Below are 24,393 nucleotides of genomic sequence, written 5' to 3' on the forward strand. Positions count from 1 at the left end.
GCGAAATGCCGGATCCTGAGAGGAGCTTCTCAAGCCGGTCGCACCGTCATTGGCCCTCAAAGCGCTTGAGCACAAGCGATGCGTTGGTTCCGCCAAATCCGAAGGAATTGGACAGGGCGACATCGATCTTGCGCTTGCGCGCCACCTTGGGAACCAGGTCGATCCTGGTCTCGACTTCCGGATTGTCCAGATTGAGCGTCGGCGGAGCGACATTGTCGCGGATGGCGAGCGCCGAAAAGACCGCCTCCATCGCGCCGGCCGCGCCCAGCAGATGGCCGATCGACGACTTGGTCGACGACATCGAAATCCCCGACGCCGCGTCGCCCACCAGCCGCTCGACGGCGCCCAGTTCAATGGTGTCGGCCATGGTGGAGGTACCATGGGCGTTGATGTAGTCGATGTCGGCGGGCGTAATCCCGGCGCGCTTGAGCGCCATCTGCATGCAGCGGTAGGCGCCGTCACCGTCTTCCGAAGGTGCTGTGATGTGATAGGCGTCACCCGACAGGCCGTAGCCGACCACTTCGGCGATGATGTTGGCGCCGCGGGCAAGAGCGTGATCCAGCTCTTCGAGAACCACGGTCGCCGCGCCCTCGCCCATGACGAAGCCGTCGCGGTCGCGGTCATAGGGACGCGAGGCCTTTTCCGGGGTGTCGTTGTAGGAGGTGGACAGCGCCTTGCAGGCGGCAAAGCCCGCCAGTCCGATTCGACAGATGGCCGCTTCCGCGCCGCCCGCAACCATGACTTCGGCGTCGCCCAGCGCAATCAGCCGGGCAGCGTCGCCAATGGCATGCGCTCCGGTCGAGCAGGCCGTCACAACCGCATGGTTGGGGCCGCGCAAACCGTGCCGGATCGAGACCTGCCCGGAGATCAGGTTGATCAGGCGGCCGGGAATGAAGAACGGAGACACACGGCGGGGACCCTTGTCGCGCAAGGTGTAGCCGGCTTCGACGATGCCCTCGAGTCCGCCGACGCCGGAGCCTATCATGACGCCGGTGGCGATCTGGTCTTCGCGGGTCTGCGGATGCCAGCCGGCATCCTTCAGCGCCATGTCGGCCGCGGCCACGCCGAAAAGAATGAACTTGTCGATCTTGCGCTGTTCTTTGGGCTCCATCCAGTCATCCGGATTGAAGCCGCCCTCCATCGAGGTGTCGGTGGGAACCGAACAGGCAATCTGGGCAGCGATGTCGCTGACGTCGAAAGCAGTGACGCGGGAGGCACCGTTGTGGCCGCCGATGAGGCGAGACCAGGTGATCTCGGTACCGCAACCGAGCGGAGAAACCACACCTGTGCCGGTTATGACAACTCTGCGCATCTTCTCAAATCCCAGTCATGTCATAAAGCAAACAAACCGGCGCAGGTGCTGCGCCGGTCCGGACAGCGGAATTGGATCCGCCGGTCAATTGAAGTCCAATCAGGCCTGAGCCGACGAGATGAACTTGACTGCATCACCAACGGTCAGGATGGTGTCGGCTGCATCGTCAGGGATTTCGACGCCGAATTCTTCTTCGAACGCCATCACCAGTTCGACCGTATCGAGCGAATCCGCACCGAGATCGTCAATGAAGCTTGCGCCTTCGTTCACTTTATCAGCGTCAACGCCCAGATGTTCGATGACAATTTTCTTTACGCGGTCTGCGATGTCGCTCATGTCGGATTCCTCGACCTGTTTCACATTGTTGTTGCGCCTCGTTACCTGCGCAAGCATGGGTAATCAAGCTCGTTGCGTGTTTTTATGCGCTATGCGTGGTTCCGTCAAAGCCGAAGCTGTGGATTTCAGCATATTCAGCCTTAAAAAACAGGCACGCACCGCGCTTGCAGCGAGGGCGAAGTATCACGGTTTGGCAACCGGGCAAAGCCGGAAAATGCGCCGCAACAGTGATTCCCACCCGCATGGCCAAGGCGCTGTCCGTGCCCGCGCCGCAAGGCCGCGGATCAAACCATCAGCATTCCGCCGTTCACATGGATGGTCTGGCCTGTCACGTAAGATGCCTCGTTCGATGCCAGCCAGGTGACGGCGGAGGCGATTTCCGCGCCATTTCCCATGCGGCGCATCGGAATGGCGCCCATGATCGCCTCTTTCTGCTTGTCATTGAGCTTTTCGGTCATGGCGCTTTCGATGAAGCCGGGCGCCACGCAATTGACCGTGACGTTGCGCGGGGCGATTTCCTGGGCGAGACTCTTGGAAAAGCCGATCATGCCGGCCTTGGCGGCGCAGTAATTGGCCTGCCCCGGATTGCCGGCAACGCCGACCACCGAGGTGATGTTGATGATGCGGCCGTTGCGGCGCTTCATCATCGGGTGGGCCAGTTCGCGGGTGAGGCGAAACACCGCGGTCAGATTGACCTCGAGAACCTGGTCCCAGGCATCGTCGCTCATGCGCACGAACAGCCCGTCCTTGGTGATTCCGGCATTGTTGACCAGGATATCGACGCCTTCGAGCTGCTCTTCGGCCTTCTTGCCCAAGGCCGAGACCGCGTCGCGGTCCGACAGGTCGGCGGGGAACATCATCACCCGGTCGCCGAGTTCGGCGGCAAGCGCCTCGAGCCGCTCGACACGGGTGCCGTGCAGGCCGACGGTCGCGCCCTGGGCATGAAGCTGGCGCGCGATTGCCTCGCCAATACCGCCGGACGCACCGGTCACGAGAGCCTTGCGGCCTGTCAGATCGAACATGGAAAGTCCTTTCGGGATATTTTCAGGTTGAGCCTGAATGCAGGCCGTGAAGTCTTGCGCGCTCGCAAGGTCTATGAAGAGATTGCGGCCAGAAACGGATCGATGTCGTCCGGGCCGGCGACGTTGATGCCGGTCACCGAGCGGTCGATGCGGCGGGCGAGACCGGTCAGGACCTTGCCCGCGCCGATTTCCGCCAGCGTGTCGACGCCGTTTGCGGCAAACCAGGCCACCGTCTCGCGCCAGCGCACCTGGCCGGTCACCTGCTCGACCAGCAATTGCGCGATCTCGTCGGGATCGGACACCGGTGCCGCGCGGACATTGGCGATGACGGGAACCACGGGAGCGGATTTGGTCACGCCCGCCAGCGCCTCGCGCATGGCGTCGGCGGCGGGCTGCATCAGGCTCGAATGGAAGGGTGCTGATACCGGCAGCATCAGCGCACGCTTGGCGCCCTTGGCCGTGGCGGCGGCCGCGGCGGCTTCAACGGCGGGCTTGAGACCGGATATCACCAGCTGGCCGCCGCCATTGTCGTTGGCGATCTGCACGGCTCCGTGAGCCCGGCCTTCGGCGCAGGCGGCCTCGACGTCCTCGGCTTCCAGACCGATGATGGCGGCCATGGCGCCCTCGCCCGCGGGAACCGCAGCCTGCATGGCGTTGCCGCGAATGCGCAGCAGCCGGGCCGTGTCGGAAATCGAGAACATGCCAGCGGCGCACAGGGCGGAGTACTCGCCCAGCGAATGGCCGGCGACATAGCTTGCGGTCTTCGCCAGATCCAGGCCGCGGGCCTCGAGCACCCGGATCAGCGCCATCGACACCGCCATCAGCGCCGGCTGGGCGTTGGCGGTGAGCGTCAGCGTGTCCTCGGGGCCTTCGAAGATCACCGCCGAAAGTTTCTCGCCAAGCGCCGCGTCAACCTCGTCAAAGACGGCTCTCGCTTCGGGGTAGGCTGCGGCAAGATCCTTGCCCATACCGACCGTCTGGCTGCCCTGCCCCGGAAAAGTGAATGCTATGGCCATGTTTCGGCTCCGATGATTGATGTCCCGTTGCCGCTTCAATTCACATTCGCACCGCCAGTGTCAAGGTTGCGACCTGTTTGAAGCCTCGGGCGGGGGCCGTCTGCGGCTGCATCTGCCCGTTTTTCTGGGAGAATCGCCCTCCCCGGCACCGCTCTCGGGCAATTCGCCCAAGGCGGCAGCAAGCAGCCGTCAGCGAAGCAGTCCAAAAATATTTTCCGGATGCGCAAGCCGGCATCTTGAATTCGCCACGGATAGCGATCAGATCTTTCTCGTCGCGCTCGGTATCAGCAGCGCCTTTTTCGGACACAGCAAGATGTCGCATCCCGCGTCACATTCCGCACAGGCCACGTCCGGTGGAAGTTCTGCCACGCCTGCTTCTAAAACAAAATTTGTCGCCTTCCTCACCGCAATCGGCGCCATCGTGCTGATCGGCGCGGAAATCTGGCTCGCAGCGCTTGCAGCGATCTGGGCCGCCGACGGTTTCTTCGACCTGGCGACGGTGGGCGACCTGATCGCGATCGCGATCATCGTCCCGCCCGCAATCTGGGCGACCTGGATGACCGCGAAGCTAGCCATTTCTGCGGAAATGAATCCCGAAAACGCCGACTGAACCGGCGGCGCCCTGCCGCCGCCCTGTCTCCAGTCAATAATGGCAGCGTTGTGCATCGGGCACACGCCCGACAGATGGACTGCGCCTTCAATCCGGTCTGTGACCGAAGGAAAAACCAATGCTGCTCAATCTCCTGTCGCTCGCCGCCGGGCTGGCGCTGCTGACATTTGGCGCCGACTACCTGGTGCGCGGCGCGATTTCGCTCGCCAACAGGCTGGGCATGCCGCCGCTGCTGATCGGGCTGACGGTGGTCGGCTTCGGCACCTCCATGCCTGAACTTCTGGTGTCGCTGCAGGCGGCGCTCGGCGGTGCGCCGGCCATCGCCGTTGGCAACGTGGTCGGATCGAACATCGCCAACATCCTGCTCATCCTCGGCGCCGCGGCGGTCATCTCGCCGATTGCGGCGCGCATTCCCAATCTCGGGCGCGACATGACGGTCATGCTCGGCGCCGCCATCTTCATGCTGGGCATGGGGTATTGGGGCGTCGTCGGCTTCTGGCCCGGCCTGATCATGTTCGCGCTGCTTGCGGCCTATCTCGCCCGGGTTACCTATACCGACCGCCGCAGCCTGACCGAGGAAGAAGCGGAGCTGGTGACCAGGCTCACCGGCTGGAAGGAAGCGCTCTTCATTGCCGGCGGGCTGGCCGGTCTCGTCTTCGGCGCAAACCTGCTGATCGATGCCGCAACGGCGATCGCCCGCGAGTTCGGCATCTCCGAGGCCGTGATCGGGCTGACCATCGTCGCCGTGGGAACCAGCCTGCCGGAACTTGCAACCTCCGTCGTCGCCGCCTTCCGCCGTCACGCGGAAATCGCGCTCGGCAACGTCGTCGGCTCCAACATCTTCAACATTCTGGGCATTCTCGGCATAACCGCCATGGTGGTTCCGGTGCCGGTCGAGGATTCGATTGCCGCCTTCGACATCCCCTTCATGCTCGCCGTGTCGGTCGCGCTGATCGCGCTGATCCTGATCAGCGGACGCATCGGCCGTGGCGCGGGCACCGTGATGCTTGCGGTCTACACGGGCTATGTCGCCTGGCTGTTCTGAGCCCGCTCAACCTGCATCGAGTCACTTGTTTCGACGGGGGTGGGTTGCGCACCGCAATGCCCCCGGTATTGTGCGCGCAACTTACCAGCCAAGGGATACGACGGCATGAAAATGAAGCGGCTCGGACGCACGGACATGATGGTCAGCGAGATCTGTCTCGGCACCATGACCTGGGGCGAACAGAACAACGAGGCGGAAGCCCATGAGCAGATGGATTACGCCCTCGCCCAGGGCGTCAACTTCTTCGACACTGCGGAGATGTACCCGACCCAGCCGACGCGGGCCGAAACACAGGGCCGTACAGAGGAGTATATCGGCAGCTGGTTCCGGGCCTCGGGCAAGCGCGACGAGGTGATTCTCGCAACCAAGATGGGCGGCAGCGGCGTGAGCTGGATTCGCGACGGACAGGGCTTCACCCGGGACTCGGTGATGCAGGCGGTCGAAGCAAGCCTCAAACGCCTCGGCGTCGATCACATCGATCTCTACCAGCTGCACTGGCCCAACCGCGGTTCCTACCATTTCCGCAAGCACTGGGCGTTCGATGCCTCGACGCAGGACAAGACCAGAACCGTCGACGACATTCACCAGACGCTTGAAGGCCTGGGCGACGCGGTCAAGGCGGGCAAGATCCGCGCCATCGGGCTTTCCAACGAAAGCGCCTGGGGCACCATGCAATTTGTCCGGCTGGCGGAGGAGCACGGCCTGCCCCGCGTCGCCTCGATCCAGAACGAGTACAATCTGATCTGCCGCCTGTTCGACACGGATCTGGCGGAAGTGGCGCATCACGAGGACGTCGGCCTTCTGGCATTCTCTCCGCTGGCGACCGGCATTCTCACCGGCAAATACCAGGGCGGCGTCATTCCCGAAGGATCGCGCCGCGCGCGGGTTGAAAATCTCGGCGGCCGCTGGGGGCCGGAGGCGGAAGCCGCGGCACAGGCCTATCTTGATGTCGCCCAAAAGCACGGGCTCGATCCGTCACAGATGGCGATCGCCTTCTGCATGACGCGGCCGTTCATGACCTCGACGATCATCGGCGCAACGACGATGGACCAGCTCAAGACCGCCATCGGCGCCAGGGACGTCACATTGTCGGATGCGGTTCTCGCGGACATCGCCACCGCCCGTCGCGCCCACCCGCTGCCCATCTGACCGCATACGCGTGACGGAGCCGCCCGGGAGGTGCTCCGTCACGCTCAGAGATGAAGCCGCTCTCCCCCTGCGGCGCCTACGGGCTACATCGCCCCACCATCGTGCATTGCCTCACCGGCCTTGTACCGTTTGCTGTTGAATTCCCGGATTGCCTTCTCACATTCCGCCGCCGAGGTGCCGCAATACACTTTCATACCCGGGCCTACGACGGTGTAGACCGCGAAGGTGTCGTTCGGGCTCTTCCGGTCGGGAGCCCTGTTCTCGGTGGTGCGCGAGAGTTCGAAAACCTTGTATGTCGTGCCGCTCACCTTGATCGGCGGCAACTGCTCGTATTCGGCGCCCCGCAATTCGCTCCAGTTTTCGATCCGGGCACAGCCATGCGCCAGTCCTGTCATCAACAAAAGCAAACCGAGTTTTTTGATCATGTCTTCATTGCCTCTGGTTGTTGGGACAGCCGATACTGGTCCACCCGCGCCGGCGCGTAATCATCAGATGTGATGAGGAGGCCAGGTATCAGGCAGTGCCTTTTCAGCTTCATGCGCTGGCCTACAACCTTGCCAACTTCCTGCGCGCGCCGGCAACGCCCGAAGCCATCGAGCGGTGGTCGCCAGCCAGTCTCCGGGAACGGCTGATCAAGACCGGCATCCGGCCTGTGCGACACGCCCGCTACGCCGTCTTCCAGATGACCTAGGCGGCGCTGCCGCGGCAAGTGTTCGCCGGCATCCTTGTAATGCTGGCTAGACGGAAAAGCCCGGACAGTGCTGCCCGGGCTTTTTCTGTCCGTCCTGACATCCGTCGCGTCAGTTGAGGATGAAGATGCCGCGCACCGGGTGCTTGATGCCCAACTTCTTTTCCATAGTGCGGATCGTGCGCTTGTAGTGCTTGATGTTGCGCTCGACCGACTTGATCTCGGCCAGATGCTTGCGAACGTCGGAATTCGTCTTCCAAACCTTCGTCTTGCGCTCCCTTTCGAGCCTTTTAAGTTCTTTTTCGAGGTGCGCCACGTTCTTCTTGGCATCGTTCAGGCGCTTCTTGTCTTTGGCCGTCTGCTTCGCCTTTTTGGCCTCGGCCTCGGCTTTCGCCTTTGCTTCTTTCTTCGCAGCCTGCTCGGCCCGCCGTTCCGCGGCGCGCTGTTTGAAGGTCTTCTTCGCCTTTTTCTTCGCAGCCGGCCGGTTTTCGTTCAGCGATGGGCCGCCGCCTTCATTCGCCATCGTTGGGGCGGCAAACTGAATGCCGGCAACGGCGATGGCAAAAGCGAGAGCAGTTTGTGTAATTCGCTTGGCTATCATGGAATGTCCCCTTCTTCGTTGCTTTGTGGGTCCTGAGGACCGTTGCGATCCTTTCATTGGGTCGTCCGGGCTGATCATCTCATCCCTGCCTCTTGTCGTTGCGATACCAGATACTGGTCCACCCGCGCCGGCGCGTAATCATCAGATGTGATGAGGAGGCCGGGTATCAGGCATTGCCTTTCCGGCGGGCCCTCGCCTTCGCCGGTCGCTGCCGGAACGCCGCTACCAGTACGAGGGAGTTTCGCTGTGCCTGTTCACAATGTCCTCGAGGAGCCGGATAAGAGACCCCCGGGCGGCGTTCTCGTCCTGCATCGTATAAAACTGCTGGACGAGCGGATCGCTGCTCTTCTGGCCGCGAACAAGGTTTCCGGGTGGATTCACGAGCCGCTGCTCTGCTCGTAAGGATCGATAGAGTCTCTCGATCAAGTGCCGCTTCTTGATGTGCGTGCGAGCATGGGTTTCGAGCAATCCTGTTGCTATCTTCAGTCTTGCCGCATCGCTCGTCGCATTTTCCAGCCTGTCAATCAGCCGGGCGGTCGAAACCGGTCTGTCGATAATGGCCGCAATAACGCGACGCGTGTTGTATTCGCCCATCACCCCCTGAATCTTCAACCGGTAGGAATCGTGGGACAGATCCCGCAAGGCCGTCTTGCTCATGCGCATGAGAGACTGGATGGAAACAACCATCCGGCTCGGGCGTTCCCCGCCAGAACCTGAATGTCCATTGTTGGCCAAGGCGGGCCAGGAGGCGGCAAGCATCGCAAAGCTCACCAGGATCACGGCAAGGATCATTGGCCGCTCCCCTGTTCTCTCTGATAAGTTCGTCATCTCTTTTCTCCCGTGAGGTCACGTTGGAACCGGAGAGTGGCGGTGGACTGGCCCCCTCACAGGAATGATGTGGCGAAGAAATCAGGAGGTAATCATCACATGTGATGATCCGCGCCAGCGTGATACGGGGACCGGTGCCTCCCGTCCCCACCGGATCAGGATTTGTGATGAGCCAGACGGATCAGATCGAGTTGACCGCCGCTGCCGGTTTTCTCCAACAGCCGCCGCATATGGGTCCGAGCGGTATTGACGGAAATGCCCTCCCTTTCGGCATGGGCAACCACCGTGAGCCCCTCGATCAGGCTTTCGAGCAGCTTCTGCTCCGCCGGGGAGATGCCGTGCTTGCCTGAAAATGCCGCAAGATCCGGCTGCTTCTCCGCCATCAGCGAACCAAGGCGCTGCGACAAATCCAAAACAGCCTGGTCCGGAAGATGTTCAAATATCTGCTTCATGCGCGCCAGTTCGGAGGGATCGTAGTCGAGATCGAACATCCCGGTGTCACGGACCAACCCGGGAAGCGCCGCGCGTGCTTCAAGCATTTGTTCCTTGCCGACCGGCTGTTGTCCGCCCGGCAAGCCGCCTCTCGCGCCGGTCCGCTTTTCCCGCATGTGTATTCTCGCTCCAGAACCGCGGTTTTACAAACACTTCGCCACTAACTAGAGTGATCGAATAGGTTTGCAGTCGCATTGATCAGATGAACATCCTGCGGGCGATAGAATGTCACAAACTGGGATTAGCGCCAATTCCGATATTCTGAGCACTCTCACGGGCCCGCGCCTGGCGATGCTGGAAGCCACGGATCTGGCCCGCCGCTATACGATCAAGACCGGCCTGTTCGGACGCGGTCTGGAACACCTGATCGCCCGGGCCGAGAACCGGATCATCGAGCGCATCCTGATTTCAAGGCTGAAATTCGCACTCAGGCAAGCCGGAAGCCTTGAAGCAGCCGAACTGCACATCTCCCAGATGCGGGGCGGCTATGAAAGCGGCGCACTTGAAACGCTACCAAGCTTCCTTCCGCGCGGTCTGACGGCAGGCAACCCGGACCTGCCGCGCAAGCCGAACGACAATCCATCTCATTCCAAGCACGCGGCCAGCAACAGGCCCATCATCCTCTATGTCGCCGGTGGCGGGTTCATCATGCCGCCGTCGCGGAAGCAGAAGACCATGGTCCAGCGGTTCTCCGAAGCCGTCAACTGCGAGATCCTGATGGTGGCGCACAGGCTTGCGCCGGAACATCCCTTTCCCGCAGCGCCGCTTGATTTTGCCGCCCGTTACCTCGATCTTCTCGAGCAAGGGTACAGGCCGGAAAACATATTTCTAGCAGCCGACACTGCAGGGGCCTCGATCGTGCTCGGCGCCCTGCAATTGCTTCTTGAAGACGGAACCGATCTGCCGGCCGGCATCATCCTGTTTTCGCCCTGGTGCGACCTGAGTCTCAGCGGCTGGTCCTACATCACCCGCTCGATGTCCTCGCAGTCTCCGTTCCGGATGGAGACTGCGGCGTTTTGCGCCCGGCTTTATCTGCGGGACGAACCGGTCACCTCGCCGCTCGCTTCGCCGGTTTTTGCCAGCCAGTCAGGATGGCCACCGATCCTGATCCACACCAGCGAGAACGACCTGCATTTCGACGACGCAATCCGCATGGCCGAAAACGGCCAGAAGCACGGATGCGACGTCCGCATCAACTATTGGGATTCCCCAAGGCATCACCTGGAGCGGCTGTCGTCAGAAGCAGCGGCGCAGTCGTTCCGCGAAGTCAATACCTTCATCAATCGCCACTGGCGGCCCGGAACCGCCTGAGCCCGCGTCGCGATCAAGCCAGGCGGAGCCGGCTCAAACGGCGGGGCCGGTTATCGGGCCCTCGAGGTGGCCGGTCTTGATGTAGATTGTCGCGGCATCCGGCGCCGACAAGGTGACCGCCATTCCTGCCGGGTAGCGGGCCCAGCCGCCTTTCGATAGCGTCTGCCGCTCGACCTGCAGCCTGCCGTCTAGAACATAGAGTTCCACGCCGCCGCTCTCTTCGGGCAAGCCTATGCTGCCGCCATCGGCAAAGCGCAGCAGGGCGACCTTCTCGGACCGGTACCGGTGCAGTTGCAGCCGCTCGATGCCCTGCCCGACGGCCTGCCAGTCCGCCGTTGCCGTATCGATCACCACCGGCGCGGTATCGCCATCCTCAAATTGCCAGAGCTTGACCAGGATGACGCAACCGTCGCGGCTGCCCGGCGCATGACTTGTGCCGACCGGGTTGCGGACATAGGTGCCCGGACCATAATCGCCGTGCTGGTCGGAGAAGATGCCTTCGACGACCAAGAACTCCTCGCCGCCGGCGTGAACATGGCTCGGGAAGTCCGATCCCGGCGCATAGCGCACCAGGCTCGTCGCCCGCGCCACTTCGCCGCCGATGCGGTCGAGCGGCTTGCGGTCGACGCCGCCAGAGGGAGAAGGGATCCACTCCATGGCCGCGGTGTCGACCAGTTCGATCCTGGAGAAATCGTTCCGGATAGCGGTTGGCGTTGTCATCGGAATCCCCTCATCGATCAATCCACAGGCCCGGCCAACACATGGGGCGGCCGCACAGGGCTGTCAATCGCCGGCGTCCGCTTTGCCGGTGACCGGTCTCAGCGGCGGCGTCTTCCGAGCGCCGGATGGGTGCGCCGCGCCACGAGCGCGCAACCGAGAAGCACCAGGCCCGTGGCGGCGAAGACCCCCTGCACCGAGGTAAAGGCCAGCACGAGCCGGGCAAAGGCCGGCGACCCGACGGCCGCGACATCGCGGAAGGTGGAATAGACCGCCGCCATCTCAGTGCGCTCGGAGGGCTTGACGGTCAGCAGGAACGGCAGGCCCGCACTGACATCGAGCAGGATCAGAAACAGGGTTGCCGAAACCAGAAGCGCGATCGCCGGCCATGCGTAGCCCGAGATCAGCGTTGCCGTGACGAACAGCGCCGCGGCGCCGGCAAACCCGGTGAAAATCGTATTGCGGACGCTGGTCTTCTGCAGGAAACCGAGCATGATCGGCGTGAGAAACAGGAAGCCGTTGGAAATCGACAGCGCCAGCCCGCCAACCTGGTCGCTCAGGCCGGACTTCACCGCGAAGATCGGCACGTAGATGATGTAGATCGACCAGCCGACCGAGCGCATGGTGGCGAAGAACCATCCCGCCACGAGCGAGGGCTGGCGAAAGAACCGCGGGATGTAGCGCAGCGGATTGGTTGGCGGCCTGCGGGCCTTGGTGATGACCTTGCCGTCGCCCAGGCGGAGATGCCAGAAGAATCCGAGCATCGCCAGGCAGGCAGCGATCGAAATCAGGAACGGTATCTGCGGGTGCACATCCATCAGCAGTACCCCGAGGAACGGCCCGATGCTCCATGGTATGCCGCTGAACAACAGCCGCCGGCTTTCATTGCGGCCCATTGATGCGCGCTCGACATAATCCATGACATAGGCGTTGAAGCACACCGCCAGGATCACCAGCCCGACCGAGTTTGCCGCAACAGCGTAAGGCACGAAGACCGGATCAAAGAAGCCGCCGAGCACACTTCCGGAGATCATGATGAGGGCGCCGAGCGTGTAGAGCCAGCGCCGAGGGATATGGCGGGCCAGCATGGGCACGCACAACGCAGATACGAGCCCGGAGAAGCCGATGAGCACGTAGGCCTCCGACACAGAGGCGGCGGTGTCCAGCGCCCGGTACATCAATACCGGATAGACCGAAATCAGCGTCGCCCGTGCGGACGCTTCGCAGGCAGCCAGGATTGCGAATGAATTCACCCCGGGCCTGGCCGGCGGGAATTCGACGAGCGGAAGACGGTTCTGAACCAAAATGGATGCCAATGAGAAAGGAAATGCGAAGCAGACAGGTCAACGGAAACCACCGTCTGCCCGATTTTCGATTCTGGCAAGATACCCGCAAGACTTGCCCCCATCCGCGCGGGCGGTTCGAGGGCGACCGATCCGATGCAGCGCGGGGGCATGGCGCTCGTCCCGTTGACCACGGGACAGGCACAGGTGCACTCAGGCGCGCTCAGGCGCTCAGCGGCGGACTGTATCGACCCGGTTTGCCTCCGTCGACCGGCGTCCGTTCCGCCAGCTTCGCCGCGGTCGCCACGCCGTGAAGAATCGAGACCGTGAAATCGCCGGCAGGAACGGGCCGGCCGAAATGATATCCCTGGATGGTGTCGCAGCCGGCATCCCGCAATATCTCGATCTGTCCGAAGGTCTCGGCACCTTCGGCCGTCACCCTGATCCCGAGCATATGCGCCATCGAGACGATGGAGCCGACAATGGCCCCGGCCCGGTCATCGGTCTCAAGCTCCATGACGAAGGAGCGATCAATCTTCAACTCGTCCCACTCGAACTGCCTGAGATAGCTCAGCGCCGAATAGCCGGTTCCGAAATCATCGAGCGCGATGGATATGCCCATCGCCCTGAACCGGGACAGGGTTTCGACCGCGCGGTCGGCTTCCGAGATCATCAGCGATTCTGTGACCTCAAGCGTCAGCCGGTTTGCCGGAAACCCGGTTGTTTCGAGAACCTCCTGCACGGTCTTGAGCAGATCGTCGCGGACGAACTGAACGACCGAGAGATTGACGGCAATCCCCATATCGGACGGAAAGTTCAGCGCATCGCGACAAGCCTTCTCGAGGATCTTGCGGCCCAGGGGAACGATCAGACCCGATTGTTCGGCGATCTGCGTGAACTCGCCAGGGGGAACCGGCCCCAATGTCGGATGGGTCCAGCGGGCCAGCACCTCGGCCCCGGTGACGCGCCCGGTCGCGACGTCGACCTTGATCTGGTAATGCGGCTTGATGGCGTCGTTCTCGATGGCGCCGGCAAGCTCGGCCTGTATCAGGGCGCGCCTGAGAAACACGTCGTGCATTGCCGGATCGAAGAGCATGACGCGGTCCTTGCCTGATGCCTTGGCCTGCGACAAGGCGATGTCGGCATCAATCAGCAGATTTTCAGGATCCCGCTCCGGCACACTGACCGCTACACCGACCGATGCGCCGACAACCAGAGCGGCGCCATGGATGTCATAGGTTGCGGAGAGGACATTGCGGAGTTCCTCGGCCTGTTCCAGAATAGCTTGAGTTCCGTCCGCCGCATCGAGCATGACAACGAACTCGTCACCGCCAAGGCGGGCCGTCATGATGGCGTTGGCAAAGTTCGCGCCGGTTGCGGCCATTCGTTCGGCCACCTGCTTGAGCAGGGCGTCACCCGTCGCATGCCCAAGCCGGTCGTTGACGGCCTTGAAACCATCCAGATCGATCGCCAGAACCGCCATTTTACCGGCGTCAGGCTGCGCGCACCGTGCGGCTACGCGGGCGAATTCATTGTTGAAGGCCATGCGGTTCGGCAGACCGGTCAGGCTGTCGTGATGGGCGAGATGGGAGAAACCATCGGCATTGCGGACCGCCTCGCGATTGGCTGCGCGCAGAAAGCGGTTCTGCACGGCGGCAATTCCGAGCAACAGCGCGATGGAGCCGAACAGGCCGGAGGCAATCCATTTTTGAAGGTCCTGCTGCCGTTTCAGATCAGTGCGGATCCGGGCCACCTCATTGACCGAATCCGTCTGCGCTTCCGCACCGATGCGGTCGATGGCAGCGAAGATCCTTTCGAGTTCCACCCGAACAGTCTCGCGATGCGGCACGGGAAGCGCGTCGATGGTCTTGAGATCGGCGGCAACAGCGGCATACCGTTCACGCGCCTCATCAAGCAGAGCTCTGCGCTTGGGCTTGCGGTCTAGAAAGGTCTGGAATGCCGGTGCCTCGTAGACATTGAAACGGTTGGCCAGAATGTCGGAGAACAACCCGACGCGGGAAGCCTCGGCCGGATCTGCCGAGACCATGAATCCGGCGAGCGCCTTCTGAAGATTGAGAACCTCCATCCGTCCTGCAGCGCCCACCCAGGCGACATCGTAGCGGGAGGAGCGTTCAACGGCATCGTCGGTAGCGGTCACGAGATTGGAATGAACCGCATAGATCGCCAGGAATGCGACCGCCAAGCCGACTGCAAGCAGATTGAAGACGTTGGTCAACGGACGCATTGGTTCACTCCGGGCCGGGCGCAGTTTCAGTCTTCGACCGTGATCGAACGGACCGGCCAGGCGGAACGCGCGTAATACACCTCGTTGTTCAAGGCGGGGTCGGCGTCGAACGGATAGACGACGAACAATGGCCCCTTGTCGCTGACCGGCATGTAGGCGCCGTCCTGCTTGTAGGCGAGAATGACGCCATGTTTGGCGACGTCGGACACCGGTATTTCCGAGCGGTAATTGTTAAGAGCGAACACGGAGAGGGTCTGGCCATTGGCGCCGGCCTTTTCCAGTAGAGCGGCCAGAGGAACGCCTTCAAAGCTGACCGCCGTCTCGTGCCAGGGCGTCTTGGTGACAATGGTTGCCGAGCCCAGCGCCTCGATGTCCGCAAGGGTCATGTCGACCGGAGCCTGCCCGGCGATGTCGCCATCAATTGTCAGAATGGTATCAGCGGCAGAAGCCGGCATGACAGTCACAGCAAGAAGCGTCGCACAGGCGACCATGGCGGAACGGATATTCGAGTGAATTGCGTGCATATTGTAGCCTTTCAGGAAGTGGCAGCTTGGCCATCATCGATCCTCAAGATTTAGCAGGGTTGCTCTAAGGCGCTGTTAAATGAATATATACAATTTTTCTAATTCATAATTTTCTTTTACAAATCAACAAAGCCGACTCGGCCCGTTCGCGAGACTCCCGGCAAAGCCCTCAGGCGAGGCCGATCCAGCCACCAGCAAGCCGATACCGCGTAACTTGCCGCAGCCGGCAAGCCCGCCCCCCGGAGAATGCGGCTGGCCAGTTGGCTCTTGCAATGCAGCGAAAACCGCGTATAAGCGCGGCTGTTCGAACACCCGGTCATCTGGCTGGTGGCTGAACGGAGGGTGCGATCCGAAAGGATCCTAGGGGCAAAAGCGCTCCGGCCTCCCGTGTCTCCGCTCACGACCGTCTCGATACTACGTCTTTCTTGCCCGGCTACATGCCGCCAGGACAAGTCGCTGGGGCTTAGCGCCGGATCCGGGTGATGTTAAAGCAAGAAAGGCAAGTCAATCATGGCTCTTTATGAACATGTATTCCTTGCCCGGCAGGATGTCTCCAGCCAGCAGGTCGAAGCCCTCGTAGAACAGTACAAGGGTGTGATCGAAGCTAATGGCGGCAAAGTCGGGCGCATTGAACACTGGGGTCTGAAGTCCCTCACCTACCGCATCAACAAGAACCGCAAGGCGCATTACGCGCTGATGGACATTGATGCTCCGGCACCCGCCGTGAAGGAAATGGAGCGCCAGATGCGCTTCAACGAAGACATTCTTCGCTTCATGACCGTTTCGGTTGAAGCTCATGAGGAAGGCCCGTCGGCCATGCTGCAGAAGCGTGACCGCGACGACCGTCCGCGTGGCGGCGACCGTGACCGTGGCGACCGCGATCGCGGCGACCGTGGTGATCGCGGCGACCGTGGCCCGCGCCGTCCGCGCGAAGACCGGGAATAGGAGTTTAGACAATGGTTGATATCAATCAGATCCCGACGCGCCGTCCGTTCCATCGCCGCCGCAAGACCTGCCCGTTCTCGGGTGCGAATGCGCCGAAGATCGACTACAAGGACGTTCGCCTGCTGCAGCGCTACATTTCCGAGCGCGGCAAGATCGTTCCCTCCCGCATCACGGCCGTGAGCCAGAAGAAGCAGCGCGAACTCGCCAAGGCGATCAAGCGCGCCCGTTTCCTCGGCCTTCTGCCTTACGTGCTGAAGTAGGACTGTTTATGGACCCGGCGTTTCGGCGCCGGGTCCACTTCCCATCCCGCGACGGGCGCGGGGTCTGGGCCACCAAAATCCCGGGTTGGGGCGAACATGCCTCTAACTGCGTGACGCAGGACAGCGACTGAGATGACACAGCAAAGCACATCGCTCCTCGTGGGCCTGCTCGCCGGCGTTTCCGCCGCGTTTCTGCTTGTCAGCGCCGGTTCCCCCTCCAGCCTCTCCTTCATTCTTTTTGCCGCAGCGGCGCTCCCGGTGATGATCGCCGGGCTCGGCTGGTCCAATCTCGCCTCGATCGTCGCGGTCCTGAGCGCAATGGCCGTCATCGGCATCGCCACCGCGCCGCAGGCTGCGCTCGTTTCCGGCGTCACCACGCTGGCTCCCGCCGCATGGATCGCCCATCTTTCCAACCTCGCGCGTCCTGCCGAGGAAATCGGCGGTCCCGAGGGTGCCGTCGCCTGGTATCCGCTCTCCGACATCTTCGTCCGCATCGCCTTCTGCGTCTGCATCGGCCTTGTCGGTGTCGGGCTGGCGATGGGATACGGCACGGAATTCGTCAGCGAGCTGGTGGAAGTGTTTGTCGCGTCGATCAAGGACAGCAATGCAGCCTACGAGCCGACGCCCGAGGGCATTGCGGAGATGAAGCAGTTCTTCCTCTACGCCCTGCCCGCCATCCAGGCGGCGATGTGGGTGCTGATCCTGTTTTCCGGCTGGTATGTCGCCTCTGCCATCGTGCGCATGTCGGGCCGGTCGAAACGGCCCAAGGACGACATTCCCTCGCAGCTCAGAATGCCGCGCATGGGCGTGATCGCATTGCTTGCGGGCGTGGCGATGAGCTTCGTCGACGGCGGCATCGGCCTGATCGGCTGGACCATGAGCGGCGCCTTCGGCATCGGCTTCGTGGTCGCCGGCTTTGCCATCGCGCATCACCGCACCCGCGGAAAGCCGGCGCGCGGCCTGCTGTTGTGGACCGCCTATCTGGCGACCGTGATCTTCACCTTGCCGCTGGCATTTTTCCTGTTCCTCGGGCTGTTCGACACCGCCCGCACACTCACGGTGACCGGATCCGGTCCCACTTCCAAACCCTGACAACCCCCTCGAAAGGACAACACCATGGACGTCATTCTTCTTGAACGCATCGCCAAGCTAGGCCAGATGGGCGAAACCGTAAAGGTTCGCGATGGCTACGCCCGCAACTACCTGCTGCCGCAGGGCAAGGCGCTGCGCGCCAACGCCGCCAACAAGACCCGTTTCGAAGCCGAGCGCGCCGTGCTTGAAGCCCGCAACCTCGAGCGCAAGTCGGAAGCCCAGCAGATCGCCGAGAAGCTCGACGGCAAGACCTTCGTGGTCGTGCGTTCGGCCGGCGAAACCGGTCAGCTCTACGGTTCGGTTGCCGCCCGCGACGTCATCGCCGTTCTGGCCGAAAACGGCTTCACCATCGGCCGCAGCCAGGTCGACATGAACAACCCGGTCAAGACCATCGGCCTGCACACAGTGCCGCTGGCGCTGCATGCCGATGTCAGCGTGTCGGTCACCTTCAACGTTGCCCGTTCGGCTGACGAAGCCGAACGCCAGCTCAAGGGCGAAGACCTGTCGTCGGCCGACGCCATCTACGGCATCGACGAGGAAGCCGCAGCCGAAGCGGCCGAAGCCGCCGCCAACGATCCGGACTATCTCGACGACGAAGACGGCGGAGAAAACGCCTGATCCTGCCGTCACCCAAGAGCAGTCAAACAAGCGCCCGGGATGTTCATCATCCCGGGCGTTTTCATTTGATCCTTTCGGCCAAGCTGCTTTCACCGTCCGCCGCTTTGCGGTAAAACCCAAGCATGACCGCCACCGCAGCCGACATCAATCCGCAGGCGCTTGCAGCGCTCCTGTATTTTTACGCCGAGAGCGGCGTCGATGAGTTGTGTGAGGACGCTGCCATCGACCGGTTCGAGCAGTCGGCGAAAATACTTGAGGCACGCAGCCGGCCGCAGCCGAACGCCGCCGCACCGGGCGAAACCGGCCGGACTCCCGCCGCCAAGCCGCCTCTGGCGTCACTTGGCGATGGGCGCAAGAATGCTGCACCACCACCGGTCGCGGCCGCACCGCAAGCCTCGCAACTGACGATCCCCGGCGCAGCCGCATTCGAGGATGCCCGCGCGCTGGCCGCAAGCGCCAACACGATTGCCGAGCTGCGGGCAGCGCTCGAGGGCTTCACCGGCTGCAACCTCAGGCACAGCGCCAAGACGCTGGTGTTCGCCGACGGCAATCCGGACGCCGACATCATGTTCATCGGCGAGGCGCCGGGCCGCGAGGAAGATCTCCAGGGCATGCCGTTCGTCGGCCGCGCCGGACAATTGCTCGACCGGATGCTGGCGGCGATCGGGCTGAGCCGCGACACCGCCTACATCACCAACATGATCCCCTGGCGGCCGCCCGGCAACCGCACCCCGGCGGCGCACGAGATCGAACTGTGCCGTCCCTTCATCGAACGTCACATCGTGCTTGCACAGCCGAAGCTTCTGGTAATGCTCGGAAATGTGGCGAGCAAGTCGCTGCTGGACACGGACAAGGGCATCCTGTCGCTGCGCGGGACCTGGATGAGCTGCAAGGCCGGTGAGACGGAGACCCCGGCGCTGCCGACGCTGCATCCGGCCTATCTGCTGCGCAACCCGGCGCAGAAGCGGCTGGCCTGGGCGGATTTCCTGTCGCTCAGGGAGCGGCTCGACCAGATCAAGGACAGCTGACACGTCAGCCCCGTTGCGGTGCGATGACGGAAATATTTCGGATACGTCGCAATCGGGCCTTGCTGTCGCTTTCGGACATGACAAGGTCATTTCAGGAATCGCTTTTGCAATCTGGTCTGCATGATCCGGGATCACCGGAGATTGGGCAGGCCGCGCTCCGTTGGCAGGGAGAGCCGCCATGATCCAGTCCGTTCGATCGGTGGCGTCGCTGCTGCTTTCGACCTTCTTCCTGCTGACCGCGATGGGGCTGTCGGGGTACCTGATTCCGATCAGGGCCGTGGCCGAGGGATGGTCGACCTTCACCATCTCGCTGATTGCGACAGGCTACGCCATCGCCTTTACCGCCAGCTGCATCATCACGCCGCGCCTTGTGCTCAAGGTCGGTCACGTGCGGGTGTTCGGCGCGCTGACGACGATCATGGCGATGTCGTATCTGCTGCACACGCTGATCGTCGATCCCGTCGTCTGGGTCCTGACCCGCGCGATGGCCGGCTTTTCGATCGCCGGCGGCTACATGATCATCGAAAGCTGGCTCAACGAGAAGGTGGACAATGAAAACCGCGGCGCGCTGTTCTCGGTCTACATGGTGGTAAGCATGTCGGCGGTGATGGTCGGGCAGTACATCGTACCGCTCGGCGACCCGCTCGGAGCCGGTCTGTTCATGGTGTGCACGCTGATCTGCTCGATGGCGGTGATGCCGACGCTGTTGTCGAGCGCCCAGTCGCCGCAACCGCTGACCCAGGTGAAATTCGATGTTCCCGCGCTCTACAGGCGGTCGCCGGCAGCCGTGATCGGCACGCTGCTGGCCGGCCTGATCGCCAGCGCCTGGGGCGGGCTCGGCCCGGTCTACGCGTCGCAGCTGGGGCTTTCGACAGCGGAAGGGGCATCGATGCTCGCCATCGCGATGATCGGCGGGGCGATCTTCCAGTATCCGCTGGGCCGCGCTTCCGACCGCATGGACCGCCGCCGGGTGATGATCGTCGCCGGCCTGATTGGCATCGCCGCCTGCGCCCTCACCGTCTCGTTCGGCGTCGACAACCGGATCATCTTCTTTGCCGGCATGCTGTTTCTCGGCACCGTGCTGTTTCCGATCTACTCGCTCAATGTCGCCCACGCCAATGACCACGCCGAGCCCGACGAGTTCGTCGAGGTGTCGAGCGGGCTGATGATCACCTATGGCGTCGCCACCATGGTCGGCCCCGTGGTCACCGGTGTTGCGATGGACTGGTTCGGGCCGCACGCGCTGTTCGTGGTGATCGCGATCTGCTTTGCCGCCTATTCCGGACATGCCGCCTGGCGCATCAGCCGCCGCGAGCAGCCCACGGAGGACATGCGCTCGGACTTCCTGCCGATGGCGGCCTTGCCCGACCTGACCCCGCAGACAGCCGAACTCGATCCGCGCTCGGACCCGGCCTGGGGCGAGCAAAGTTCCGAGGAAGAGGACGAGAGCGCCGCCTCCTGAAAGTCCGCCGACAACAAACAGGATGGCTGACTGACCAGGGATCTCAGCCCTGAGGCGTCACCAGCTTGCGCTGCGCCTTGCGCTCGAGACCGAGCGCATGCTCGCGCAGGATGACGAACAGCCCTGCCCCGACCACGATCGTGGTGCCGGCGAGCATGGTCCATGTGGGCACGTCGCCGAAGATGAAATAGCCGATGAGAATGCCGAGCACGATCGAGGTGTACTCGAACGGCGCGATCGTCGACACGTCGGCATGGCGGTAGCTCTGGGTCAGCAGGATCTGCCCGAGACCGCCAAAGAAACCCGCAAGCGCCATGAGCGCCAGCGTCTGCCAGTCCGGAACGATCCAGCCGAACGGCAAGGTCGCGAGCGAAAGCACGGTCGCCGTCAGCGAGAAGTAGAGAACGATCGTCGGGGTTTTTTCGGTCAGCACCAGTTTGCGGACCAGGATCATGGCCGTGGCGCCCAGCATCGCGGAGGCCAGCAGCGCCGCCGCACCCAGCGCCTCGTCGGAGCCGAAGCCGTTGCTGAACAGGCTCAGGCGCGGCCAGGAGATGATCATGACGCCGCCGAGACCGACGGCGACCGCGGTCCACCGGAAAACGCGCACGGTCTCGCCGAGAAACAGCGCTGCAAAAACCACCGCCACCAATGGCATCGCGTAACCGATGGCAATTGCATCGGGCAGCGGCAGCCGCATGATGCCGAAAAAGCTCAGTCCCATGGCGGTGACGCCGACCAGACCGCGCCTGACATGCGACAGCGGGCTCGAGGTCCGCCAGGCGGTATCGAGCTGACCCCGCACTGCCAGGAAAATCAGGATCGGAACGATGGCGAAGGCCGAGCGGAAGAAGACTATCTGGCCGGCCGGCATGCCTTCGGCGGAAGCCTTGATCAGAGTAGACATGGTGACGAAGACGGAGACGGAGGCAACCTTGAGGGCGATCCCGATCATCGGCGATCCGGTTTGCTCGCCGCCGGTGGTCTGAGGCTCTGTCTGGCGGGAAGCAGTGGGCGTGGGTTCGGTCACCTGGCTTCTTTCACGATCGGAATTGCGGGAATGCGGCAGTCCACTCTTCAGAATTGCTTCATGGCGGCGACCATAGCCCGATGAACGGTGATCGTCCGATCAAAAATGCTGATGAACGGCCACGCCGCGCTGATGAACGCGAGCAGCCGGTCGCGCGCCGGTTCAGCCGTTCAGGGCTTCCCATACGCGTTGCGGGGTGGCCGGCATCTCGATGTGGCGCACACCGCGGGCGCGGTCGAGCGCGTCGACCAACGCGTTCATGGCCGCCGGGCATGCCCCGATCGTACCGGCCTCGCCTGCCCCCTTGATGCCCATGGCATTGGTGGTCGAGGGAACGTTGCGGGTCTCGAAATCGAAGAACGGCATGTTGTCGGCGCGCGGCACCGCGTAATCCATCAGGCTTGCGGTCAGCAGCTGGCCGTCCTCGGAATAGACGACACCCTCGCTCAGGCATTGAGCGACGCCCTGGACCACGCCGCCATGGATCTGGCCGAGCAGCAGAACCGGGTTCACGGTCATGCCGAAATCATCGACGATGGTGTAGCGGGCGATCTCGACCTGACCGGTCTCGGGATCGATCTCGATTTCGCAGACATGGGTGCCGTTGGGATAGGTGGCCTCGTCCTGTACCACATCGGCAAGTCCGGTGCGGTCGTCCTCGGTCTTTGCGGCCCTGGCCATGTCGGCATAGCTGATCACCCGGTCGGTGCCGACAATGCGGGCTTCTCCGTCGACGAGCTCGATGTCGGCGGCGGAGGCTTCCAGCTCGTCGGCGGCGAGCTTCTTCATCTTTTCGGCCAGAACCTTCGAGGCCGCCGACACCGACACCCCGCCAAGCGGGATCGAACGCGAGCCGCCGGTGCCGCCGCCCTTGGCCAGCTCGGCGGTATCGCCCTGGCGCACCGTGATCCGGTCGAAGTCGATGCCGATCTGGTCGGCGACAAACTGGCTGTAGGCGGTGGCATGCCCCTGCCCGTTGGTCTGGGTTCCTATGTAAAGCGTAATGCCGCCATCGGCATCAAGCGTCAGCTTGGCCGGTTCGGAGCCGGCAAAGGCGCAGGCCTCGATGTAGACCGCCGTCCCCAATCCGCGCAGTTTTCCGCGCGACCGGGCTTTCTCGGCGCGGGCCGGGAACCCGGCCGCATCGGCCTTTTCCAGCGCCCGGGTCATGTGCCCGTCAAACTCGCCGACATCGTATATGCGCCCGCCGGGCGTCTTGTAGGGAAACTGCTCGGGCCGGATGAAGTTGCGGCGCCTGAGCTCGGCGACCGGCATGCCGGTCTCGCGCGCGGCGGCGTCGATCAGCCTCTCGATCAGAAAAGCGGCCTCCGGCCGGCCGGCGCCGCGATAGGCGTCCACCGGCGTGGTGTGCGTATAGACGCCGCGCAATTTGAAATCGAGGTTCTGGATATCGTAGACGCCGGTGGCCATGGAGGCGCCGAAAATCGGAATGAACGGGCCGAACTGGCTCAGATAGGCGCCCATGTTGGCGAGCAGATCAATCCTGAGCCCGAGAATCCGGCCATCCTTGTCAAGCGCCAGCGAGGCCGTGACCTTGTTGTCGCGGCCATGGGCGTCGGCCAGGAAGTGCTCGGTTCGGTCCGACACCCATTTGACCGGGCGGCCGAGCCGGCGTGCCGCTTCCAGCGCCAGCGGATATTCGCGGTAGGTGAACACCTTGGTGCCGAAGCCGCCGCCGACATCGCGGGTGATGACCCGGAAGTCCTCAAGCTCCATGCGGAAGATGTCCTTGGCGATGGTCTTACGGATACCGTGGACGCCCTGCGACCCGAGCGTCAGGGTGAACTTCTTCGCCTCCCCGTCCCATTCGGCCAAGCAGGCCCGGGTTTCCATGTAGTTCGATACCAGCCGGTTGTTGAGATAGTCGATGGTGGTGACGTGGGCGGCCTGAGCAAAGGCTTCATCGGTCTTGCCGGCATCGCCATTGCGATAGAGATAGGCCTGGTTGGTGCCCAGGTCCGCCCAGACCAGCGGGGCGCCTTCCTCCAGCGCCGACTCCAGGCTGGCCTGCGCGTCATCAAATTCCCAATCGATGTCGATGAGTTCGGAAGCTTCCTGCGCCAGGGCGAGACTGTCGGCCACGATGAAGGCCACCGCGTCTCCGACATAACGGACCTCGCCGTCGCACAACAGCGGTATGTGCTTTTGCGCGTGCCTTGTGCCGTCTGGCTGCGTGACGGTGGCCTGGTTCGGCACGGGGCCGAGATGAGCGACGTCGCTTGCGGTCAGGACCAGATGGACGCCGTCTGCAGCCCGCGCCGGTTCCAGATCATTGATCCTGAACCGCGCGGCGGCGTGGGCGGAGCGCAGCACATAGCCGCGCAACTCGCCTTCGGCCCGAACGTCATCGGTGAAGCAGCCCTCGCCCCTGATCAGTTTGAGGTCTTCCTTGCGCAACGCCGATGCGCCCACGCCGAATTTAGGTGTCGCGATGTTCATGGCAGGTCCCGGTGAAGGATTGGATTTGACGGTCGCGGGCGCGACTCTCCCCTCATAATTAGCTCCGGAGGCCGGAATGTCGAGTGCCGTCTTCCGAACTGGCCGGGCATGCCGCCAGCCGCATCCGCCAGCCTGCCGGACCGGGCGCGGGAATCCGCACATGACTTGCAACAATTGGTATCAAAGGATTAAGCATTACCATCGCATATGCACCGGCATGGTTGTGGACAGAGGCGACCGCCTGCTCACGGCCTCCTGGCCGATAGAAAGCAACAACGTAAAGAGAACACGTCCTCTCACCTCATTTTTCCAATAGAAC

Annotated in this window: 25 protein-coding genes; 11 read left to right on the forward strand and 14 right to left on the reverse strand. The window is 62.9% G+C overall.

From position 1 onward, the window contains the following. Window positions 1–46 precede the first annotated feature (46 nt). The 4 genes from fabF to fabD all read right to left on the reverse strand — a co-directional run bounded on the left by fabF (window position 47) and on the right by fabD (window position 3,686). Window positions 47–1,312 carry a beta-ketoacyl-ACP synthase II gene (gene fabF / locus O4H62_RS03765; protein WP_269385775.1) on the reverse strand — a complete coding sequence of 422 codons (1,266 nt, stop codon included), beginning with the start codon at window positions 1,310–1,312 and terminating at the stop codon, window positions 47–49. Window positions 1,313–1,411: 99 nt separating this feature from the next. Continuing rightward, complete coding sequence (locus O4H62_RS03770) at window positions 1,412–1,648, reverse strand: acyl carrier protein (RefSeq protein WP_269385776.1); 237 nt, start codon at window positions 1,646–1,648, stop codon at window positions 1,412–1,414. Window positions 1,649–1,932: 284 nt separating this feature from the next. Continuing rightward, on the reverse strand, window positions 1,933–2,670 hold the full coding sequence (gene fabG, locus O4H62_RS03775) for a 3-oxoacyl-[acyl-carrier-protein] reductase (RefSeq protein ID WP_269385777.1): 738 nt from the start codon (window positions 2,668–2,670) through the stop codon (window positions 1,933–1,935). 71 nt (window positions 2,671–2,741) lie between these two features. Beyond that, the gene (gene fabD, locus O4H62_RS03780) at window positions 2,742–3,686 is read right to left on the reverse strand and encodes an ACP S-malonyltransferase (protein WP_269385778.1); all 945 of its coding nucleotides are present in this window, start codon (window positions 3,684–3,686) and stop codon (window positions 2,742–2,744) included. A 19-nt stretch (window positions 3,687–3,705) separates the two neighbouring features. Between fabD and O4H62_RS03785 the strand changes: the two genes are divergently transcribed. The 3 genes from O4H62_RS03785 (at window position 3,706) to O4H62_RS03795 (ending at window position 6,490) form a co-directional block, all read left to right on the forward strand. Continuing rightward, a complete protein-coding gene (locus O4H62_RS03785) occupies window positions 3,706–4,296 on the forward strand; it encodes a hypothetical protein (RefSeq protein ID WP_269385779.1) in 591 nt (196 codons plus the stop codon). A 118-nt stretch (window positions 4,297–4,414) separates the two neighbouring features. Beyond that, the gene (locus O4H62_RS03790) at window positions 4,415–5,341 is read left to right on the forward strand and encodes a calcium/sodium antiporter (RefSeq protein ID WP_269385780.1); all 927 of its coding nucleotides are present in this window, start codon (window positions 4,415–4,417) and stop codon (window positions 5,339–5,341) included. Between the two features lie 105 nt (window positions 5,342–5,446). Continuing rightward, window positions 5,447–6,490 (forward strand): aldo/keto reductase, encoded by a 1,044-nt coding sequence (locus tag O4H62_RS03795; RefSeq protein WP_269385781.1) that lies wholly within the window; start codon window positions 5,447–5,449, stop codon window positions 6,488–6,490. Between the two features lie 83 nt (window positions 6,491–6,573). Here the strand turns inward: O4H62_RS03795 and O4H62_RS03800 are convergent, their stop codons facing one another. Continuing rightward, window positions 6,574–6,915 (reverse strand): hypothetical protein, encoded by a 342-nt coding sequence (locus O4H62_RS03800; protein ID WP_269385782.1) that lies wholly within the window; start codon window positions 6,913–6,915, stop codon window positions 6,574–6,576. A gap of 95 nt (window positions 6,916–7,010) precedes the next feature. On the opposite strand from O4H62_RS03800, the gene O4H62_RS03805 reads away from it, so the two are divergent. Next, window positions 7,011–7,181, forward strand: a complete 171-nt coding sequence (locus tag O4H62_RS03805; RefSeq protein ID WP_430538367.1) for a transposase — start codon at window positions 7,011–7,013, stop codon at window positions 7,179–7,181. 109 nt (window positions 7,182–7,290) lie between these two features. Here O4H62_RS03805 and O4H62_RS03810 read toward each other — a convergent pair whose 3' ends face one another. The 3 genes from O4H62_RS03810 to O4H62_RS03820 all read right to left on the reverse strand — a co-directional run bounded on the left by O4H62_RS03810 (window position 7,291) and on the right by O4H62_RS03820 (window position 9,146). Next, window positions 7,291–7,779, reverse strand: coding sequence for a hypothetical protein (locus O4H62_RS03810; protein WP_269385783.1), 489 nt, complete (start codon window positions 7,777–7,779; stop codon window positions 7,291–7,293). Between the two features lie 222 nt (window positions 7,780–8,001). Further along, complete coding sequence (locus tag O4H62_RS03815; RefSeq protein WP_269385784.1) at window positions 8,002–8,571, reverse strand: hypothetical protein; 570 nt, start codon at window positions 8,569–8,571, stop codon at window positions 8,002–8,004. A 191-nt stretch (window positions 8,572–8,762) separates the two neighbouring features. Then, on the reverse strand, window positions 8,763–9,146 hold the full coding sequence (locus O4H62_RS03820; protein WP_269385785.1) for a helix-turn-helix transcriptional regulator: 384 nt from the start codon (window positions 9,144–9,146) through the stop codon (window positions 8,763–8,765). Between the two features lie 178 nt (window positions 9,147–9,324). On the opposite strand from O4H62_RS03820, the gene O4H62_RS03825 reads away from it, so the two are divergent. Next, window positions 9,325–10,410, forward strand: a complete 1,086-nt coding sequence (locus tag O4H62_RS03825; RefSeq protein ID WP_269385786.1) for an alpha/beta hydrolase fold domain-containing protein — start codon at window positions 9,325–9,327, stop codon at window positions 10,408–10,410. 33 nt (window positions 10,411–10,443) lie between these two features. Here the strand turns inward: O4H62_RS03825 and O4H62_RS03830 are convergent, their stop codons facing one another. The 4 genes from O4H62_RS03830 to O4H62_RS03845 all read right to left on the reverse strand — a co-directional run bounded on the left by O4H62_RS03830 (window position 10,444) and on the right by O4H62_RS03845 (window position 15,179). Continuing rightward, window positions 10,444–11,130, reverse strand: a complete 687-nt coding sequence (locus O4H62_RS03830; protein WP_269385787.1) for a cupin domain-containing protein — start codon at window positions 11,128–11,130, stop codon at window positions 10,444–10,446. A gap of 98 nt (window positions 11,131–11,228) precedes the next feature. Next, a complete protein-coding gene (locus tag O4H62_RS03835; protein ID WP_269385788.1) occupies window positions 11,229–12,380 on the reverse strand; it encodes an MFS transporter in 1,152 nt (383 codons plus the stop codon). A 253-nt stretch (window positions 12,381–12,633) separates the two neighbouring features. Then, window positions 12,634–14,655, reverse strand: a complete 2,022-nt coding sequence (locus O4H62_RS03840) for a putative bifunctional diguanylate cyclase/phosphodiesterase (RefSeq protein WP_269385789.1) — start codon at window positions 14,653–14,655, stop codon at window positions 12,634–12,636. 26 nt (window positions 14,656–14,681) lie between these two features. Continuing rightward, window positions 14,682–15,179 carry a molybdopterin-dependent oxidoreductase gene (locus O4H62_RS03845; protein ID WP_269385790.1) on the reverse strand — a complete coding sequence of 166 codons (498 nt, stop codon included), beginning with the start codon at window positions 15,177–15,179 and terminating at the stop codon, window positions 14,682–14,684. A gap of 510 nt (window positions 15,180–15,689) precedes the next feature. Between O4H62_RS03845 and rpsF the strand changes: the two genes are divergently transcribed. From rpsF to O4H62_RS03875, 6 genes are all read left to right on the forward strand, one after another. Beyond that, the gene (gene rpsF / locus O4H62_RS03850) at window positions 15,690–16,124 is read left to right on the forward strand and encodes a 30S ribosomal protein S6 (RefSeq protein WP_269385791.1); all 435 of its coding nucleotides are present in this window, start codon (window positions 15,690–15,692) and stop codon (window positions 16,122–16,124) included. An 11-nt stretch (window positions 16,125–16,135) separates the two neighbouring features. Beyond that, window positions 16,136–16,384, forward strand: coding sequence for a 30S ribosomal protein S18 (gene rpsR / locus O4H62_RS03855; protein ID WP_007196805.1), 249 nt, complete (start codon window positions 16,136–16,138; stop codon window positions 16,382–16,384). A gap of 132 nt (window positions 16,385–16,516) precedes the next feature. Further along, window positions 16,517–17,476 carry a DUF2232 domain-containing protein gene (locus tag O4H62_RS03860; protein ID WP_269385792.1) on the forward strand — a complete coding sequence of 320 codons (960 nt, stop codon included), beginning with the start codon at window positions 16,517–16,519 and terminating at the stop codon, window positions 17,474–17,476. 24 nt (window positions 17,477–17,500) lie between these two features. Further along, window positions 17,501–18,094, forward strand: a complete 594-nt coding sequence (gene rplI / locus O4H62_RS03865; RefSeq protein ID WP_269385793.1) for a 50S ribosomal protein L9 — start codon at window positions 17,501–17,503, stop codon at window positions 18,092–18,094. Window positions 18,095–18,216: 122 nt separating this feature from the next. Beyond that, window positions 18,217–19,122, forward strand: coding sequence for a uracil-DNA glycosylase (locus O4H62_RS03870; protein ID WP_269385794.1), 906 nt, complete (start codon window positions 18,217–18,219; stop codon window positions 19,120–19,122). 178 nt (window positions 19,123–19,300) lie between these two features. Then, a complete protein-coding gene (locus O4H62_RS03875) occupies window positions 19,301–20,584 on the forward strand; it encodes an MFS transporter (RefSeq protein WP_269385795.1) in 1,284 nt (427 codons plus the stop codon). 43 nt (window positions 20,585–20,627) lie between these two features. On the opposite strand, the gene O4H62_RS03880 is transcribed toward O4H62_RS03875, so the two are convergent. Both O4H62_RS03880 and O4H62_RS03885 read right to left on the reverse strand, forming a co-directional pair. Beyond that, window positions 20,628–21,539 (reverse strand): DMT family transporter, encoded by a 912-nt coding sequence (locus tag O4H62_RS03880; protein WP_269386303.1) that lies wholly within the window; start codon window positions 21,537–21,539, stop codon window positions 20,628–20,630. Window positions 21,540–21,776: 237 nt separating this feature from the next. Further along, window positions 21,777–24,074 (reverse strand): xanthine dehydrogenase family protein molybdopterin-binding subunit, encoded by a 2,298-nt coding sequence (locus O4H62_RS03885; protein ID WP_269385796.1) that lies wholly within the window; start codon window positions 24,072–24,074, stop codon window positions 21,777–21,779. Window positions 24,075–24,393 lie beyond the last annotated feature (319 nt).

The sequence above is a fragment of the Parahoeflea alexandrii genome, from assembly GCF_027214025.1.
Lineage (GTDB): Bacteria > Pseudomonadota > Alphaproteobacteria > Rhizobiales > Rhizobiaceae > Hoeflea > Hoeflea alexandrii_A.

Excerpts from the sequence above, each read along its gene's own strand:
- fabF (WP_269385775.1), bottom strand. The coding sequence starts at position 1,312 with ATGCGCAGAGTTGTCATAACCGGCACAGGTGTGGTTTCTCCGCTCGGT.
- O4H62_RS03770 (WP_269385776.1), bottom strand. The coding sequence starts at position 1,648 with ATGAGCGACATCGCAGACCGCGTAAAGAAAATTGTCATCGAACATCTG.
- fabG (WP_269385777.1), bottom strand. The coding sequence starts at position 2,670 with ATGTTCGATCTGACAGGCCGCAAGGCTCTCGTGACCGGTGCGTCCGGC.
- fabD (WP_269385778.1), bottom strand. The coding sequence starts at position 3,686 with ATGGCCATAGCATTCACTTTTCCGGGGCAGGGCAGCCAGACGGTCGGT.
- O4H62_RS03785 (WP_269385779.1), top strand. The coding sequence starts at position 3,706 with ATGTCCCGTTGCCGCTTCAATTCACATTCGCACCGCCAGTGTCAAGGT.
- O4H62_RS03790 (WP_269385780.1), top strand. The coding sequence starts at position 4,415 with ATGCTGCTCAATCTCCTGTCGCTCGCCGCCGGGCTGGCGCTGCTGACA.
- O4H62_RS03795 (WP_269385781.1), top strand. The coding sequence starts at position 5,447 with ATGAAAATGAAGCGGCTCGGACGCACGGACATGATGGTCAGCGAGATC.
- O4H62_RS03800 (WP_269385782.1), bottom strand. The coding sequence starts at position 6,915 with ATGATCAAAAAACTCGGTTTGCTTTTGTTGATGACAGGACTGGCGCAT.
- O4H62_RS03810 (WP_269385783.1), bottom strand. The coding sequence starts at position 7,779 with ATGATAGCCAAGCGAATTACACAAACTGCTCTCGCTTTTGCCATCGCC.
- O4H62_RS03815 (WP_269385784.1), bottom strand. The coding sequence starts at position 8,571 with ATGATCCTTGCCGTGATCCTGGTGAGCTTTGCGATGCTTGCCGCCTCC.
- O4H62_RS03820 (WP_269385785.1), bottom strand. The coding sequence starts at position 9,146 with ATGCTTGAAGCACGCGCGGCGCTTCCCGGGTTGGTCCGTGACACCGGG.
- O4H62_RS03825 (WP_269385786.1), top strand. The coding sequence starts at position 9,325 with ATGTCACAAACTGGGATTAGCGCCAATTCCGATATTCTGAGCACTCTC.
- O4H62_RS03830 (WP_269385787.1), bottom strand. The coding sequence starts at position 11,130 with ATGACAACGCCAACCGCTATCCGGAACGATTTCTCCAGGATCGAACTG.
- O4H62_RS03840 (WP_269385789.1), bottom strand. The coding sequence starts at position 14,655 with ATGCGTCCGTTGACCAACGTCTTCAATCTGCTTGCAGTCGGCTTGGCG.
- O4H62_RS03845 (WP_269385790.1), bottom strand. The coding sequence starts at position 15,179 with ATGCACGCAATTCACTCGAATATCCGTTCCGCCATGGTCGCCTGTGCG.
- rpsF (WP_269385791.1), top strand. The coding sequence starts at position 15,690 with ATGGCTCTTTATGAACATGTATTCCTTGCCCGGCAGGATGTCTCCAGC.
- rpsR (WP_007196805.1), top strand. The coding sequence starts at position 16,136 with ATGGTTGATATCAATCAGATCCCGACGCGCCGTCCGTTCCATCGCCGC.
- O4H62_RS03860 (WP_269385792.1), top strand. The coding sequence starts at position 16,517 with ATGACACAGCAAAGCACATCGCTCCTCGTGGGCCTGCTCGCCGGCGTT.
- rplI (WP_269385793.1), top strand. The coding sequence starts at position 17,501 with ATGGACGTCATTCTTCTTGAACGCATCGCCAAGCTAGGCCAGATGGGC.
- O4H62_RS03870 (WP_269385794.1), top strand. The coding sequence starts at position 18,217 with ATGACCGCCACCGCAGCCGACATCAATCCGCAGGCGCTTGCAGCGCTC.
- O4H62_RS03875 (WP_269385795.1), top strand. The coding sequence starts at position 19,301 with ATGATCCAGTCCGTTCGATCGGTGGCGTCGCTGCTGCTTTCGACCTTC.
- O4H62_RS03880 (WP_269386303.1), bottom strand. The coding sequence starts at position 21,539 with ATGATCGGGATCGCCCTCAAGGTTGCCTCCGTCTCCGTCTTCGTCACC.
- O4H62_RS03885 (WP_269385796.1), bottom strand. The coding sequence starts at position 24,074 with ATGAACATCGCGACACCTAAATTCGGCGTGGGCGCATCGGCGTTGCGC.